This is a genomic window from Pseudomonas sp. MDT1-17, assembly GCF_054898105.1.
The window spans coordinates 1207703-1222720 of sequence record NZ_JBUBVM010000001.1 but is presented as its reverse complement, the minus strand read 5'-3'; the positions used below and the strand labels follow the sequence as shown (position 1 = coordinate 1222720).

Genomic DNA, 15018 nt, shown 5'->3' with positions numbered 1-15018 from the left:
GTTTCGCCCTTCAGGCGAAAATCCATACCAGCCCCTGCATCGCCAGCCACGCAAACACCCCGGCCAATACGTCATCGAGCATGATCCCGACGCCGCCATGCACATGCCGGTCGATCCAGTGAATCGGCCAAGGTTTGAGAATGTCGAAGAAGCGGAACACCACGAACCCCGCCAGCAACCAGTACCAACCTTCCGGCACCAGCCACAGGGTGATCCACATCCCGACCATTTCGTCCCAGACGATGCCTTCGTGGTCGTGCACCCGCAAATCGTCGGCCACTTTGCCACACAGCCAGAAACCAAACAGCATGGTGATGCCGAGCATCAGCCAGTAACCCCAGTCGGGCAACATCTGCCACAACGGGATAAAGGGTAGTGCAACTAACGAACCCCAGGTGCCCGGTGCTTTTGGCAGGGTGCCCGAGCCGAAGCCGAACGCAAGGAAATGCCACGGATTGCGCCACACCGACGGCGGCACGAATTCCGCCGGGACCTGTTTGGGATGATCTGTCACGGTGTCTCCCGAAAATGTTGGTAGCCCAGGGATTGCGGGGTGATGTCTTGTCCATCGGCGTCCAGCAGAACGACGCCCTGCCCCGTCACTACACGCCCGACCACATGGATCGGCCAGCCATCAGCGACCAATTGCGGCAACTCGACGGACGGCAAGGTAAAGGCCAGCACGTAATCGTCACCGCCGCTCAGGGCGGCTGCTTCTGCACCCGATTGACCGAGAAAGGCGACTAAAGCTTTCGACAATGGCAGCTCGTCCCGTTCAATCTGAATGCCGACCTTCGACGCGAGGGCAATATGCCCGCAGTCCGCGAGCAGGCCGTCGGAGATGTCCAGCGCCGAGGTCGCCTTGCCGCGCAGCGCCTGACCGAGTGCCAGCTGCGGTTGCGGTGACCAGTAGTGACGCAGTAGCGGATCGCCGATGGCAGCATCAGCGCTCCGTTGACCGAGTACCAGCGGCAAGGCGCCAGCGGCGTTGCCCAGGTCACCGCCAACGCACAGCAAGTCGCCTGCCTGCGCACCGCTGCGGGTCAACGCCTTGCCGGCCGGCACGCGACCGAACACGGTCATGGTCAGGCTCAACGGCCCACGGCTGGTATCACCGCCCACCAGCGCCACACCACAACTTTGCGCCATGGTGTTCAAACCACGGGCATAGGCGTCCAGCCAATCGGCAGTCACTGTCGGCAAGGTCAGGGCAAGGGTAAAGGCAATGGGGATGGCGCCCATGGCAGCCAGATCGCTGACGGCCACGGCCAGCGAGCGCTGACCGAGCAGAAACGGGTCGCAAGGATCTGCGAAATGCACACCGGCAACCAGTGTGTCGGTGGAAATCGCCAACTGCTCCCCAGGAGGAACAGCCAGCAAGGCGCAGTCATCGCCGATCCCGAGGGCAACGCCTTCGCCGCCCTGCGCACAAGGCGCGGCGGCGAAGAAATTGCGGATCAGCTCAAACTCACCCATAGCCATTACAAGCGCCGATTAGCGCTTGAACGCCTTCACTTCAGCTTCACGCAGACGCGGGGCCAGCTTGTCGAGTACACCGTTGACGAACTTGTGGCCGTCGGTGGAACCGAAGACTTTCGCCAGCTCGATACCTTCGTTGATCACAACGCGGTACGGCACGTCGACGCGCTTGAGCAGTTCCCAGGTCGACAGGCGCAGAACGGCCAGTTCAACCGGGTCCAGCTCTTCGATCGTGATGTCCAGGCACGGCGTCAGTGCAGCGTCGATCTCAGGCTTGTGAGCCGGAACGCCGTGCAGGATGTCGTGAAAGTAAGCGGCATCGACATCGCTGAAATCGTTATCGACCCGGAACTGCGCTTCGATCTCGTTGAGCGACTGCTTGGCCATGTGCCATTGGTACAGCGCCTGAGTCGCGAGCTGACGGGCTTCGCGACGCTTGACGCTTTTCGATGGCTTGCCGGCATCCGCAGGCTTTGGATCGCGCGGGTTGAAACGATCGCTTTCGTCGCTAATCACTTGGCCTCCAACTGTGCCAGCAGGCTGACCATTTCCAGCGCGGACAGGGCAGCTTCAGCACCTTTGTTACCGGCCTTGGTGCCGGAACGTTCGATGGCTTGCTCGATGGAATCAACGGTCAGGACGCCGAACGCAACCGGAACGCCGAACTCCATGGATACCTGGGCCAGGCCCTTGGTGCATTCGCCAGCCACGTATTCGAAGTGCGGAGTGCCGCCACGAATGACCGCGCCCAGGGCGATGATTGCTGCGTATTCGCCCTTCTGAGCGACTTTCTGCGCAACCAGCGGGATTTCGAAGGCGCCAGGCGCGCGGATGATGGTGATGTCGCTTTCGCTCACGCCGTGGCGAACCAGGGCATCAACTGCACCGCTGACCAGGCTTTCAACGACGAAGCTGTTGAAACGGCCCACTACCAAAGCGTAGCGGCCTTTAGGGGCGATGAAGGTACCTTCGATGGTCTTCAGGGTCATTCGTTAGATCTCTTAAAGAGCCGGGACGCGTTTTCTACGCATCCCTCAGTGATGTGTTAACCGCGAATCAAGGACTGGAAACAACCGGTCATTATTCGGAGGGCACGTATTCTACAACTTCCAGATCGAAACCGGATATCGCATTAAATTTCATTGGCGCACTCATCAGGCGCATTTTGCGTACGCCCAGGTCCCGGAGGATCTGCGAACCGGCACCGACGATGCTGTAGGTGGTCGGTTTTTTCGCCGGTACGTGCTCCGCGGTTTCGCGGATGTGCGCCAGCAACACGTCGCCATCGAGCGGGTGACCGAGCAACAGCACGACGCCGCTGCCAGCCTCGGCAACCGCAGCCATCGCGGCGCGCAGGCTCCAGCGGCCAGGCTGCTTGACCATTAACAGGTCGCGCAGCGGGTCCATGTTGTGCACTCGAACCAGGGTCGGCTCTTCCGCGCACACGGTGCCCAGGGTCAGGGCCATGTGCACGTCACCTTCCACGGAATCACGATAGGTCACCAGGTTGAATTGGCCCAGTTCGCTATCCAGCGGCTGCTCGGCAATCCGCTGAACGGTACGTTCGTGGATCATCCGGTAGTGAATCAGGTCGGCGATGGTGCCGATCTTGATGTTGTGTTCGGCCGCGAAATCTTCCAGTTCCGCGCGGCGGGACATGGTGCCGTCATCGTTCATCACTTCGCAGATCACGCCGCTTGGCTCGAAACCGGCCATGCGCGCCAGGTCACACGCCGCTTCGGTGTGGCCGGCGCGAGCCAGCGTACCGCCAGCCTGGGCCATCAGCGGGAAGATGTGGCCGGGGCTGACGATGTCTTCAGCCTTGGCGTCTTTCGCGGCAGCGGCTTGCACGGTGCGCGCACGGTCGGCGGCGGAGATGCCGGTGGTCACGCCGGTGGCCGCTTCGATGGACACGGTGAACTTGGTGCCGAACCCGGAACCGTTGCGCGGCGCCATCAAGGGCAGCTTCAGCAGTTCGCAGCGCTCACGACTCATCGGCATGCAGATCAGGCCACGGGCGTGCTTGGCCATGAAGTTGATGTGTTCAGGCTGGCAGCACTCGGCGGCCATGATCAGGTCGCCTTCGTTCTCGCGGTCTTCGTCATCCATGAGGATGACCATCTTGCCTTGGCGGATGTCTTCAACCAGCTCTTCGATGCTATTGAGCGCCACAAGGCACCCCCTTGGGTCAGGATTTGAGGTAGCCGTTGGCGGCCAGAAAGCTTTCGGTGATGTTACCTGGCCTTTGCGAAGAGTCGCTTGGCTCTGCGGCCTTGTCGCCGAGCAGAAGGCGCTCCAGATAACGTGCCAGCAAGTCAACTTCGAGGTTCACCCGGCGACCTGGCTGGTACGACGCCATGATGGTTTCGCTCAGGGTGTGCGGAATGATCGTCAGCATGAACTCGGCGCCATCGACCGCGTTCACTGTCAGGCTGGTGCCGTCGACGGTGATCGAGCCTTTATGGGCGATGTACTTGGCCAGTTCTTTCGGCGCGCGGATGCGGAATTCCACAGCACGAGCATTCTCGGTACGGGCAACCACTTCGCCCACGCCATCGACGTGCCCGCTGACCAGATGCCCGCCAAGGCGAGTGGTCGGGGTCAGGGCTTTTTCCAGGTTGACCGGGCTGCCGCTTTTCAGATCATTCATGGCGGTGCAGTCGAGGGTTTCGCGACTGACGTCCGCCGCAAAGCCGTTGCCTGGCAGCTCAACCGCGGTCAGGCACACGCCGTTGACCGCGATGCTATCGCCCAGTTTGACGTCGCTCAGGTCGAGCTTGCCGGTTTCTACGTGCACCCGCACATCTCCGCCTTTTGGGGTCAATGCACGAATACTGCCGATGGATTCGATGATGCCGGTAAACATGGAGTCCTCCTCGAGAACAGGGCCGTCGCGTGGCGCAGGCCCGCAATTATACGCTCGCCGCTGGCGAAGGAATGGCGATGACTCGCCAGTCATCGCCCACGGCGCGAATTTCGGTGATTTTGAGCTCGGGCGCATCCTTCATTTGCGCGAGCGGCCAGTCCAGCAGCGGCCGTGCCGAGGAGCCGAGGAACTTGCCGGCGATGAAAATCTGGAATTCATCCACCAGCCCTTGCTGAGCGAAAGCCCCGGCCAGACGCGGGCCAGCCTCGACCAACACTTCGTTGACCCCACGGTCGGCGAGTTCGACCAGCAGTTTGCGCAGGTCGACCAGGCCATCCTCGCCCGCCACGATCAAGCACTCCGGGCCATTGGCGTATTGCTCTTCGATCGCCATGCACGTCGCGACCAGCGCCGGGCCGGCCTTGAAGAACGGCGCGTCCAGCGGCACTCGCAGACGGCCGTCGATCAGCACACGCAGCGGCAGGCGGCTCATGGCCAGGGCCGTTTGTTCAGGGTCCAGGCCTAGCTCATCGGCGCGCACGGTCAAACGGGCGTTGTCCGCCAGCACCGTGTCGGCGCCGGTCAGCACTACGCTGGCCTGAGCACGCAGGCGTTGTACCGCCGAACGCGCCGCTGTGCCTGTGATCCATTGGCTTTCGCCGCTTTCCATCGCCGTGCGACCGTCGAGGCTCATGGCCAACTTGACCCGCACGAACGGCAAGCCGTGTTCCATGCGCTTCAGGAAACCTTCATTGAGCTTGCGCGCTTCGCCTTCCAGCACGCCGCTTTCGGTAGCGATGCCGGCCTGGGCCAGACGCTGCATGCCACGACCGGCAACCGACGGGTTCGGGTCTTGCATCGCCGCGACTACCCGAGCCACACCCGCATGTACCAGCGCATCGGCGCAGGGCGGCGTATGTCCGTGGTGACTGCAAGGTTCAAGGGTCACGTAGGCGGTGGCGCCTCGAGCTTTATCGCCGGCGGCGCGCAGGGCGTGGACTTCGGCATGCGATTCGCCGGTGCGCACGTGCCAGCCTTCGCCGACAATCTGCCCGTCCCGCACGATCACGCAGCCCACCCGAGGGTTGGGGTGCGTCGTGTAGTGACCTTTGCGCGCCAGTTCCAGGGCGCGAGCCATGTAATGGGCGTCGAGGATGGCTTGTTCTACGGAGGTGGTCATTCTTTCACCGGCTCACGGGCCAGGCGATCGATCTCTTCGCGGAACTCATTGAGGTCCTGGAAGCGGCGATACACCGAAGCAAAGCGAATGTAGGCGACTTCGTCGAGCTTTTGCAGCTCGGCCATCACCAGTTCACCGACGACAAGGGATTTAACCTCTCGCTCACCGGTGGCGCGCAGTTTGTGTTTGATGTGCACCAACGACGATTCCAGGCGCTCGACACTCACCGGGCGCTTCTCCAGCGCACGCTGCATGCCGGCGCGGAGTTTTTCTTCGTCGAACGGCTGACGGCTGCCGTCGGTTTTAATCAGGCGCGGCAACACCAGTTCGGCAGTCTCGAACGTTGTGAAACGCTCGCCGCAGGCCAGGCATTCACGCCGGCGGCGTACCTGTTCGCCCTCGGCGACCAGACGCGAGTCGATGACCTTGGTGTCGTTGGCACCGCAGAAGGGACAGTGCATGGTGGCAGGCAACAAAAAAAGGGAGGGCCATGGTAGCGCATCCCGGTGGCAAGACAAGCCATAGGGTTTACGGTATACAGACGGGTTATAGAGCTAGATCCATGGATTTCACCTTGCTGGAGCCGAAAATGTCCCTAAGACCGCTCGTTTTGCTCAGTCTTTTCAGCCTGCTGGTGGCCTGCAGCAGCGATGCGCCCAAGTCCCAGCCACCGACGCCAGGCCCCGCGCCGCAACAGGCGCAGAAGAAAGCCAAGGAGTCAGCCAACCTCGGCCCGCTGCCCGCTTATCAGCGTGAATTGAGCGGCACCCTGCAAGGTGTGCCGGCCGGCGCCGAAGTCGAACTGGCGCTGCTGGTGATCGACGACAAGGACCGCCCGCAACAATTGCTCGCCAGTTCCAGCCTGATCGGCACCAATCAGGTTCTACCGTTCCACCTGCGCTTCAACCCGGAATCCTTTCCGGTCGGTGCCCGCGTTGAACTGCGCGGCCGCGCCAGCCAGTCTGGCCAGCTGATTTTGCATCTGCCGTCGCAGACCATCACGCAGCCAACCACGCAAGCACTGGGTCAATTGCAATTCGTCAAAGCGCCATGATTGCACCGCTCGACCTGCAACAGGCGCTAGGTGAACTGCTCGGTGACGCACAGCTGGTTACCTGTGAATTGCCGGATACCGACCTGAAGCTCTGGCTGATCGACGGCGACAACATGGACCGCGCGTTCAGCCCGGAAGAAACCCGGCGCATTCTCCATGAGCCGCCCTATTGGTGCTTCTGCTGGGCCAGTGGTCTGGCAGTCGCCCGCTATCTCGCCGAATTCCCTGAGTGGGTCAAAGGCAAACGGGTGCTGGATTTCGGTGCCGGTTCCGGGGTGGCGGGGATCGCGGCAGTCAAGGCCGGCGCACTGGAAGCAGTCGCCTGTGACCTGGACCCGCTGGCGATTGCCGCGTGTCGGGCGAATGCCGAACTCAATGACGTACACCTCAGCTACTCGACGGATTTTTTCGCCGAGACGGACCGGTTTGATCTTATTCTGGTGGCCGACGTGCTGTACGACCGGGCGAATCTGCCGTTGCTCGATGAATTCCTGAGTCGCGGCCAGGAAGCGCTGGTGGCCGATTCGCGCGTGAGGGATTTTCGCCATCCGCTGTATCAGCGCATTGAAATGCTCGAAGCGATGACCTTGCCGGATCTGGTCGAGCCCGAAGAGTTTCGGCATGTGAGCCTCTACCACGCGCGACGCGTTTGAAGCCGCTAAAAGATCGCAGCCTGCGGCAGCTCCTACATTGACCGAGTGCGAACCCGATCCTGCAGGAGCTGCCGAAGGCTGCGATCTTTTGCGTCAGCCCTTATAGTGAGCGTATTCACGCTTCCAAGAGATCCCCCATGAGTCAGGAAACGCCGTACATCTTCGACGCCACGACTGCCGATTTCGAGCAGTCGGTGATCGAGAACTCTTTCCACAAACCGGTGCTGGTGGATTTCTGGGCCGAATGGTGTGCGCCGTGCAAGGCGATGATGCCGATGCTGCAAACCATCGCCGAGAGCTATCAGGGCGAGTTGCTGCTGGCCAAGGTCAACTGCGACGTCGAGCCGGACATCGTTTCGCGCTTCGGCATTCGCAGCCTGCCGACCGTGGTGCTGTTCAAGGATGGTCAGCCGGTGGATGGTTTTGCCGGTGCACAGCCAGAATCCGCCGTGCGCACGATGCTTGAGCCCCACGTGCAAATGCCACCGCCGGCTGCTGCCGACCCGTTCGAGCAAGCTCAGGCGTTGTTCGATGACAACCGTTTCGCCGATGCTGAAGCCACTCTCAAAGTGCTGCTGGGCGAAGACAACACCCATGCCAAGGCGCTGATTCTCTACGCCCGCTGCCTCACCGAACGCGGCGAGCTGGGCGAAGCGCAAACCGTGCTCGACGCGGTCAAGAGCGATGAGCACAAGGCCGCCCTGGCCGGCGCCAAGGCGCAGATCCAGTTTCTCGGCCAGGCCAAGGATTTGCCGGATGCGGCAGACCTGAAAGCGCGCCTGGCGAAAAATCCGCAGGACGATGAAGCGGTTTATCAGTTGGCGATCCAGCAACTGGCGCGTCAGCAGTACGATGCCGCGCTGGATGCGTTGCTCAAGCTGTTCGTGCGCAATCGCAGTTACAGCGAAGGCTTGCCGCACAAGACCTTGCTGCAGGTGTTCGAACTGCTGGGCAACGATCACCCGCTGGTGACCACGTACCGCCGCAAGTTGTTTGCTGCGCTTTATTGAAGATCAAAAGATCGCAGCCTCGTTTCACTCGACAGCTCCTACATGGGATCTTGTTTCCCTGTAGGAGCTGTCGAGCGAAGCGAGGCTGCGATCTTTGCGATTTACTCGACCCAGCTGTAGAGCGGCGTATCTCCGCCGCTCGTCACCTTCACATCCGAGCAATGGCGCAGTCGCACCAACAGGCGTTTGCCCGACACCGCGCTGCCGGTCAATCCTTCCAACTGATCGAGCAAATCCGGCCCGCTCAATTGCCCGGCCTTGCGCAGCAAATCCTTCGCGATCTGCCACAGCGCTTCATCCTGATTGACAGGTTTTGCCGGCGCTGCACTGGCCTCGGGTTTCACCACCTGCAACTGCGCACCGAGCCGCGCCCAGTCGCCATCATCCATTTCCAGCGTCAAATCCACCGGCCAGTCGCCGATGCTTCCGCGTATACGCAACATAAGTCTGCTCCTGCACATTTCTGATTCGCATGCTCCCATGGGACTTGCGCAACGCCAAGTGGGCGGTCAAACTCTCGGCGTTTACGTTATAAGATCACATAACAAACTATTCATTTTACTTTCGGAGACCCGCCATGCGCCGCCTGCTTCTCGCCCTGCCGTTTGCCCTGTTGCCGCTGGCCGTCGCCCACGCCGCTGATGAACATGAGCACGGCAGCCTCAGCGCCCACGAACATGGCGTCGGTCGCCTGAACGCAGCACTGGACGGCCAGACCCTGGAGCTGGAACTGGAAAGCCCGGCGATGAACCTGGTGGGTTTCGAACACGCCGCCACCACCGACGCCGACAAGGCCAAAGTCGCCGCCGTTCGTGCCCAGCTGGAGAAACCGCTGGTACTGTTCAACCTGCCGAAAGCTGCCGGTTGCGTAGTCGCGACACAAGAACTGGAAAGCCCGTTGTTCGGCGACAAGCCGGACACCAATGATGATCACGACGAAGACGCCAAGGACGGTCACCACCACGACCACAGCGAAATCCACGCTCATTATCAATTCAGCTGCTCGGCACCCGGCGCGCTGAAGACTCTGGACCTGGCGAACATCTTCAACACCTTCCCGGCGACCCAGAAGATTCAGGTACAACTGATCAGCCCAAGCGGCCAGCAAGGGGTTGAAGTGACGGCCAAGGCTGCCGCCCTGAAATTCTGAAACTCTCACAGAAATTGGCTCACATGACCCAAGCACTCATCGAACTGTCCGACCTGGGCTTCAGCTGGCCCGGTCATCCGCCGCTGCTGGATATCCCGGCGTTTCGCCTTATGCCTGGCGAAACCCTGTTCCTCAAGGGCCCCAGCGGCAGTGGCAAGACCACCTTGCTCGGCCTGCTCGGCGGTGTGCAGAAGCCCGATCATGGCAGCATTCGTTTGCTCGGCCAGGAACTGACCGATCTCGGCGCCGGTGCCCGTGACCGTTTCCGCGTCGATCACACCGGCTACATCTTCCAGCAGTTCAACTTGCTGCCGTTTCTCTCGGTGCGCGAGAACGTTGAGCTGCCCTGCCACTTTTCCAAACTGCGCGCCGAACGTGCGATCCAGCGCCACGGCAGCGTCGATCAGGCGGCCGCCACCCTCCTCGCCCACTTGGGTTTGAAGGATCAAAACCTGCTCGGCCGCCGCGCCGATTCGCTGTCCATCGGCCAGCAGCAACGGGTGGCCGCTGCGCGCGCTTTGATCGGTCAACCGGAACTGGTCATCGCCGACGAACCAACGTCGGCCCTGGATTACGACGCTCGCGAGAATTTCATTCGCTTGCTGTTCGCCGAATGCCGCGAAGCCGGGTCGAGCCTGCTGTTCGTCAGCCATGACCAGAGCCTGGCGCCGCTGTTCGATCGCCACCTGTCGCTGGCCGATCTCAATCGCGCCGCCACGCCGCTGGAGGTTTGAGATGTATTTGTTTCGTCTAGCCATGGCCAGCCTGGCTAACCGTCGCTTCACCGCGATCCTCACCGCGTTAGCCATCGCCCTGTCGGTCTGCCTGCTGCTAGCCGTGGAGCGCGTGCGCACCGAAGCCAAGGCCAGTTTCGCCAGCACCATCAGCGGCACCGACCTGATTGTCGGCGCCCGCTCCGGGTCGGTGAACCTGCTGCTGTACTCGGTGTTTCGCATCGGCAATGCCACCAACAACATTCGTTGGGACAGCTTCGAGCACTTCGCCAACAACCCGAAAGTGAAGTGGGCGATTCCGATGTCCCTCGGCGACTCCCATCGCGGTTATCGGGTGATGGGTACCACCGAGGCGTACTTCGAGCACTATCAATACGGCCATCAACAGCACCTGGAACTGGCCGACGGCCGGGCCTTCGCCACCGACCCGTTTGAAGTGGTACTCGGCGCCGAAGTGGCCGACGCACTGCACTACAAACTCGGTGACAAACTGGTGCTGGCCCACGGCGTGGCGGTGATCAGCCTGGTCAAGCACGACGACAAGCCGTTCACCGTGGTCGGCATTCTCAAACGCACCGGCACCCCAGTGGACCGCACGTTGCACATCAGCCTCGGAGGGATGGAAGCCATCCACATCGACTGGCACAACGGTGTGCCGGCGCGCGGCAACGGCCGGATCAGTGCCGATCAGGCACGTAACGTGGACCTGACACCGCAAGCGATCACGGCGTTCATGCTCGGCCTCAACAGCAAGATTTCGACCTTCGCGCTACAGCGTGAGATCAATGAGTTTCGTGGTGAACCCATGCTGGCGATCCTGCCGGGCGTGGCGCTGCAGGAGCTGTGGAGTTTGATGAGCACGGCTGAAAAAGCCTTGTTCGTGGTCTCGCTGTTTGTAGTGCTGACCGGGTTGATCGGCATGCTCACGGCGATCCTCACCAGCCTCAACGAACGACGCCGGGAGATGGCGATTCTGCGTTCGGTGGGTGCCCGGCCGTGGCACATCGCGACCTTGCTGGTGCTGGAAGCGTTTGCCCTGGCGCTGTCCGGGGTGATCGCCGGCGTAGCGCTGCTTTACGTGTGCATTGCCGTGGCTCAGGGCTACGTGCAGGCGAATTACGGCTTGTACTTACCGCTGGCCTGGCCGAGCGAATATGAATGGACGCTGCTCGGTGGCATCCTGATCGCTGCGTTGCTGATGGGCAGCGTGCCAGCCTGGCGCGCGTATCGCCAATCCTTGGCCGATGGCCTGTCGATCCGATTATGAGGACGTTGAACATGCCCCGCGCTGTGCTTGCGCTGTTGATGCTGGTCGCCTTGCCTCTGTGGGCGGCCGAGCCGAAAGACCTGACCTGGTCGGAAATGATCCCGCCGGACGCCGCGCCGGAAGTACCAAACATGACGCCGCTGCACGACCTGTCGCAGATGGGCAGCGCGTTGGCTGCCGAGTCGGCACCCGCGGCCAAGCAAGACATGCCGAATGCACCGGTGGTGAAAGGTCTCAACGGTCAAAATATTCGGTTGCCGGGCTACATCGTGCCGCTGGAAGTAAGTGAAGAAGGTCGCACCACAGAGTTTCTGCTGGTGCCGTATTTCGGCGCCTGCATTCACGTGCCGCCACCGCCGTCGAACCAGATCGTGCACGTCAAAAGCGAGGTCGGTGTGAAGCTCGATGAGTTGTATCAGCCGTACTGGATCGAGGGTGCGCTGCAGGTCAAGGCATCCAGCAGTGAATTGGCCGACGCGGGGTATCAGATGGAGGCGGACAAGATTTATGTGTATGAGCTGCCGGAGTGAACCCGGTCGTTTTTCTTACCGTTGATATCGCCAAGATCGCAGCCTTCGGCAGCTCCTACAGGATCGGGTTTGCACGCGGTCAATGTAGGAGCTGCCGAAGGCTGCGATCTTTTGGGACCATCACTGTTTCATTGAGCTGAGTCAAAAGACCGTATCAGACGGCTCCGTACCATTGGACATCAAATATTTTTAACGTCCTTTGGAGCCCTCCATGCACAAGTCCAAGCTCTGCGCTTCGCTGTTTGCCCTCGCGCTCGCAGCACCGCTAGCCTACGCCCACGAAGCTGGCGACATCCTCGTTCGCGCCGGTGCGATCACCGTCAACCCGAAAGCCGACAGTTCCAGCGTCAAGGTTGATCAGGGCCCGTTGAAGGGTGCCGATCTGGGTGGCAAGGCCACCATGAGCAGCGACACGCAACTGGGTTTGAACTTCGCTTACATGCTCAACAGCCACTGGGGGATCGAACTGCTGGCGGCCTCGCCGTTCGAGCATGACGTGAAGATCAAAGGCACCGCCCTGGGTGCAGCCAACGGCAAACTCGGCAGCCTGAAACACCTGCCACCGACGCTGAGCGTTGTGTACTACCCACTGGACGCGAAGTCCGCATTCCAGCCTTATGTCGGCGCCGGTATCAACTACACCTGGATCTACGACGAGCACGTCGGCAGCGAAGCCAGCGCCAACGGCTTCAGCAACTTCAAGGCGGATAACTCCTGGGGCATGGCGTTCCAGGTCGGTGCCGACTACATGATTACCGACAACATCATGATCAACGCCCAAGTGCGGTACATCGACATCGACACCACCGCGACGGTGGAAAATAACGCAGTGGCACAGGGCACCCGCGCCAAGGTCGATGTGGACGTAGACCCGTTCATCTACATGGTTGGCCTGGGTTACAAATTCTAAGGCCCCTTCGCGAGCAGGCTCGCTCCCACAGGGGTTAGGTGATTCCTTGTGGGAGCGAGCCTGCTCGCGAAGACGTCAGCCCAGACAACAAAAATTCGGAAAAAAAAGGCGCCTCGAAAGGCGCCTTTTTCATGACTGCGCAAAACTTAGCGTCCCAGCAACCGCGCCAGGCCGACACGCATTGGTGTCTGCTCAGGGTAGGTAAAGCGCTCCAGCAAACGCTGATTGTTCGCTCGCGAGTGACGGATGTCACCGGAGCGCGCCGGGCCATAGCTCACCGGCGGCAATTGACCGACCACCGTTTCAAGGGCTTCAAGCATTTGCTTTAGGGTCGTGGCCTGGTTCCAGCCGACATTGACCGCGCCGACTTCGACCTGCGGCTTCTCGATGGCTTGCACCAGCAAGTCGACCAGGTCTTCGACGTAGACAAAATCGCGAGTCTGCTCACCGTCACCGAACACAGTGATCGGCAGGCGCTTCTGCGCGCGCTCGCTGAAAATGCTGATCACCCCGGAGTACGGCGAGGACGGATCCTGGCGCGGGCCGAAGATGTTGAAAAAGCGGAACACCACCGGCTCCAGAGCATGCTGGCGACGGTAAAAATCGAAGTAATGCTCACTCGCCAATTTGTCTGAAGCGTAGGGCGTCAACGGCGCCTTGGGCGTGTCTTCGTCGATCGACTCGCCTTCGCCATTGTTGCCGTAGACCGCCGCGCTGGAGGCGTACAGCACTCGCTTGATGCCGGCCTGGCGCATGGCTTCGCAGACATTCAGCGAGCCAATGAAATTGCTCTGATGAGTCTTCACTGGATCATCCACCGACGCCTGCACCGACGCCACCGCAGCCAGGTGCGCCACAGCGCTGCAACCGATCATCGCACGCGCGACCAGCACGGCATCGGCGACATCGCCTACGATCAGTTCGACATTGGGATTGTCCAGCGGCAAGTTGCTGGGTTTGCCAGTGGAAAGGTCATCAAGAATACGCACCGAATGGCCCTTGGCGAGCAAGGCATCGGTGAGGTGCGAGCCGATGAAGCCGGCACCGCCGGTGATTAAAACAGGGCCGTCAGCCATGGCGATAAAACCTATCCAGTAAGCCCGGGAGAGCCGCACGCCAGGCGCGGGGCTTGATCCCGAAAGTGTGCAGAATTTTCTTGCAGGCCAGCACCGCATGTTGCGGCTCTTCGGCGGCGTCCGGTCGCGCGGCGTGAGCCTGGGCGGTTGGCGCTTCGATGGCCAGCGGATGCAAGGCGCGTGCTTCGGTGAGGATCGCCTGCCCCAGCGCCAGCGGCGTGGTCGCCTCATGCCCGGCGTAATGGTAGGTGCCCCACAGCGGCGCCGAGCAATCGAGTTGCTTGAGCACCGAGATGATCACCCGGGCGGCGTCATCCACCGGCGTCGGATTGCCCCGACGGTCGTCGGCCATCAACAGTTCTTCAGGGAGTTCGGCGCGACCGAGGAAACGCCCAAGGGTACCGTCGGGGCTGTCATCCAGCAGCCAGCCGAATCGCAGCAGCACATGTTGCGGGCAGGTGGCACGGACGCTTTGTTCGATTCGCCACAAGGCCTGACCGCGCAGGCCCAGGGGCACCGGTTCGTCCTTTTCGCTGTAGGCCGTCGCCCGGGAGCCGTCGAACACTCGATAACTCGACGGTTGCAGCAGAACGATGTTGTGATGCTGGCACAGTTCGGCCAGACGCTCGATCGCCCGCTCCTGCCCGGCCAGTCGCTGCTCGCTGACCGTCTCCGCCTGAAACCAGTCGAAGTAATAGGCGAGGTTGATCAACGCGTCCGGACGGGTGTCGTCGAGCAGTTGCGTCAGGGTCGCGGCGTCCCAGCCGTCTTGCGGTGGGCGGGGGGCGAGGAAGCCGATGTCTTCCTCCGCACCGAGGCGAATCAGCGCCTGCCCAAGGGCATTTCCGCCGCCCAGTAACATAAGGCGCATTCGCATAGAGTCAGCAGGCCCAGTCTGATTGAAACAATGGCTTTATCGACACCGCTCGCGGGCGATGCCGTCGATAGTGCCGGAATCGTTGCATTTTGCGGGTTTAGAGCGCAACCGTCATCCGTAAAGTGTAGATCGCCGGGATTTGTGGTGCCTGTTCCGGCCCTTTCGCGAGCAAGCCCGCTCCCACATTGGATTTGTGTACGCCGCAGATCCCTTGTGGGAGCGGGCTTGCTCG

Annotated in this window: 19 protein-coding genes; 8 read left to right on the top strand and 11 right to left on the bottom strand. The window is 61.3% G+C overall.

The annotated features are described in order from the left end of the window. Positions 1–10: 10 nt before the first annotated feature. The 8 genes from ACYZTX_RS05350 to nrdR all read right to left on the bottom strand — a co-directional run bounded on the left by ACYZTX_RS05350 (position 11) and on the right by nrdR (position 5986). Complete coding sequence (locus tag ACYZTX_RS05350) at positions 11–514, bottom strand: phosphatidylglycerophosphatase A family protein (RefSeq protein ID WP_131062001.1); 504 nt, start codon at positions 512–514, stop codon at positions 11–13. Beyond that, on the bottom strand, positions 511–1476 hold the full coding sequence (gene thiL, locus ACYZTX_RS05345; protein ID WP_462036989.1) for a thiamine-phosphate kinase: 966 nt from the start codon (positions 1474–1476) through the stop codon (positions 511–513). The genes ACYZTX_RS05350 and thiL overlap by 4 nt, the downstream gene beginning before the upstream one ends. Before the next feature lie 18 nt (positions 1477–1494). Then, the gene (gene nusB, locus ACYZTX_RS05340) at positions 1495–1995 is read right to left on the bottom strand and encodes a transcription antitermination factor NusB (protein WP_008153530.1); all 501 of its coding nucleotides are present in this window, start codon (positions 1993–1995) and stop codon (positions 1495–1497) included. Further along, the gene (ribH, locus tag ACYZTX_RS05335; RefSeq protein ID WP_003185938.1) at positions 1992–2468 is read right to left on the bottom strand and encodes a 6,7-dimethyl-8-ribityllumazine synthase; all 477 of its coding nucleotides are present in this window, start codon (positions 2466–2468) and stop codon (positions 1992–1994) included. The genes nusB and ribH overlap by 4 nt, the downstream gene beginning before the upstream one ends. Positions 2469–2559: 91 nt before the next feature. After that, positions 2560–3651 carry a bifunctional 3,4-dihydroxy-2-butanone-4-phosphate synthase/GTP cyclohydrolase II gene (ribBA, locus tag ACYZTX_RS05330; protein WP_462033228.1) on the bottom strand — a complete coding sequence of 364 codons (1092 nt, stop codon included), beginning with the start codon at positions 3649–3651 and terminating at the stop codon, positions 2560–2562. A 16-nt stretch (positions 3652–3667) separates the two neighbouring features. Further along, complete coding sequence (locus ACYZTX_RS05325; RefSeq protein WP_462033227.1) at positions 3668–4345, bottom strand: riboflavin synthase; 678 nt, start codon at positions 4343–4345, stop codon at positions 3668–3670. Positions 4346–4391: 46 nt separating this feature from the next. Then, entirely contained in the window at positions 4392–5525 is a 1134-nt protein-coding gene (gene ribD / locus ACYZTX_RS05320) for a bifunctional diaminohydroxyphosphoribosylaminopyrimidine deaminase/5-amino-6-(5-phosphoribosylamino)uracil reductase RibD (RefSeq protein WP_462033226.1), read from the bottom strand. After that, positions 5522–5986, bottom strand: a complete 465-nt coding sequence (gene nrdR / locus ACYZTX_RS05315; RefSeq protein ID WP_003228656.1) for a transcriptional regulator NrdR — start codon at positions 5984–5986, stop codon at positions 5522–5524. Before nrdR ends, ribD begins: the two co-directional genes overlap by 4 nt. Positions 5987–6114: 128 nt before the next feature. On the opposite strand from nrdR, the gene ACYZTX_RS05310 reads away from it, so the two are divergent. The 3 genes from ACYZTX_RS05310 (at position 6115) to trxA (ending at position 8242) form a co-directional block, all read left to right on the top strand. Beyond that, positions 6115–6579, top strand: a complete 465-nt coding sequence (locus ACYZTX_RS05310; RefSeq protein ID WP_462036988.1) for a YbaY family lipoprotein — start codon at positions 6115–6117, stop codon at positions 6577–6579. Beyond that, entirely contained in the window at positions 6576–7232 is a 657-nt protein-coding gene (locus ACYZTX_RS05305; RefSeq protein ID WP_462033225.1) for a class I SAM-dependent methyltransferase, read from the top strand. Before ACYZTX_RS05310 ends, ACYZTX_RS05305 begins: the two co-directional genes overlap by 4 nt. Before the next feature lie 137 nt (positions 7233–7369). Then, positions 7370–8242, top strand: coding sequence for a thioredoxin (gene trxA, locus ACYZTX_RS05300; RefSeq protein ID WP_462033224.1), 873 nt, complete (start codon positions 7370–7372; stop codon positions 8240–8242). A gap of 101 nt (positions 8243–8343) precedes the next feature. Here trxA and ACYZTX_RS05295 read toward each other — a convergent pair whose 3' ends face one another. Further along, a complete protein-coding gene (locus ACYZTX_RS05295) occupies positions 8344–8685 on the bottom strand; it encodes a hypothetical protein (protein ID WP_462033223.1) in 342 nt (113 codons plus the stop codon). 134 nt (positions 8686–8819) lie between these two features. Here ACYZTX_RS05295 and ACYZTX_RS05290 point away from each other — a divergent pair, with 134 nt between their 5' ends. The 5 genes from ACYZTX_RS05290 (at position 8820) to ACYZTX_RS05270 (ending at position 12833) form a co-directional block, all read left to right on the top strand. Next, positions 8820–9392: a DUF2796 domain-containing protein gene (locus ACYZTX_RS05290; RefSeq protein WP_462033222.1), complete on the top strand. Its 573-nt coding sequence runs from the start codon at positions 8820–8822 to the stop codon at positions 9390–9392. Positions 9393–9415: 23 nt separating this feature from the next. Next, positions 9416–10126 carry an ABC transporter ATP-binding protein gene (locus ACYZTX_RS05285; RefSeq protein WP_462033221.1) on the top strand — a complete coding sequence of 237 codons (711 nt, stop codon included), beginning with the start codon at positions 9416–9418 and terminating at the stop codon, positions 10124–10126. A gap of 1 nt (position 10127) precedes the next feature. Continuing rightward, positions 10128–11393, top strand: a complete 1266-nt coding sequence (locus ACYZTX_RS05280; RefSeq protein ID WP_462033220.1) for an ABC transporter permease — start codon at positions 10128–10130, stop codon at positions 11391–11393. An 11-nt stretch (positions 11394–11404) separates the two neighbouring features. Next, complete coding sequence (locus ACYZTX_RS05275; RefSeq protein ID WP_462033219.1) at positions 11405–11923, top strand: DUF3299 domain-containing protein; 519 nt, start codon at positions 11405–11407, stop codon at positions 11921–11923. A 211-nt stretch (positions 11924–12134) separates the two neighbouring features. Next, complete coding sequence (locus ACYZTX_RS05270) at positions 12135–12833, top strand: OmpW/AlkL family protein (protein WP_449645122.1); 699 nt, start codon at positions 12135–12137, stop codon at positions 12831–12833. Positions 12834–12979: 146 nt separating this feature from the next. Here the strand turns inward: ACYZTX_RS05270 and ACYZTX_RS05265 are convergent, their stop codons facing one another. Together ACYZTX_RS05265 and ACYZTX_RS05260 are read right to left on the bottom strand one after the other, a co-directional pair. Beyond that, a complete protein-coding gene (locus ACYZTX_RS05265; protein WP_462033218.1) occupies positions 12980–13909 on the bottom strand; it encodes an NAD-dependent epimerase/dehydratase family protein in 930 nt (309 codons plus the stop codon). After that, complete coding sequence (locus tag ACYZTX_RS05260; RefSeq protein ID WP_046053235.1) at positions 13902–14786, bottom strand: sugar nucleotide-binding protein; 885 nt, start codon at positions 14784–14786, stop codon at positions 13902–13904. The genes ACYZTX_RS05265 and ACYZTX_RS05260 overlap by 8 nt, the downstream gene beginning before the upstream one ends. Positions 14787–15018: the final 232 nt, after the last annotated feature.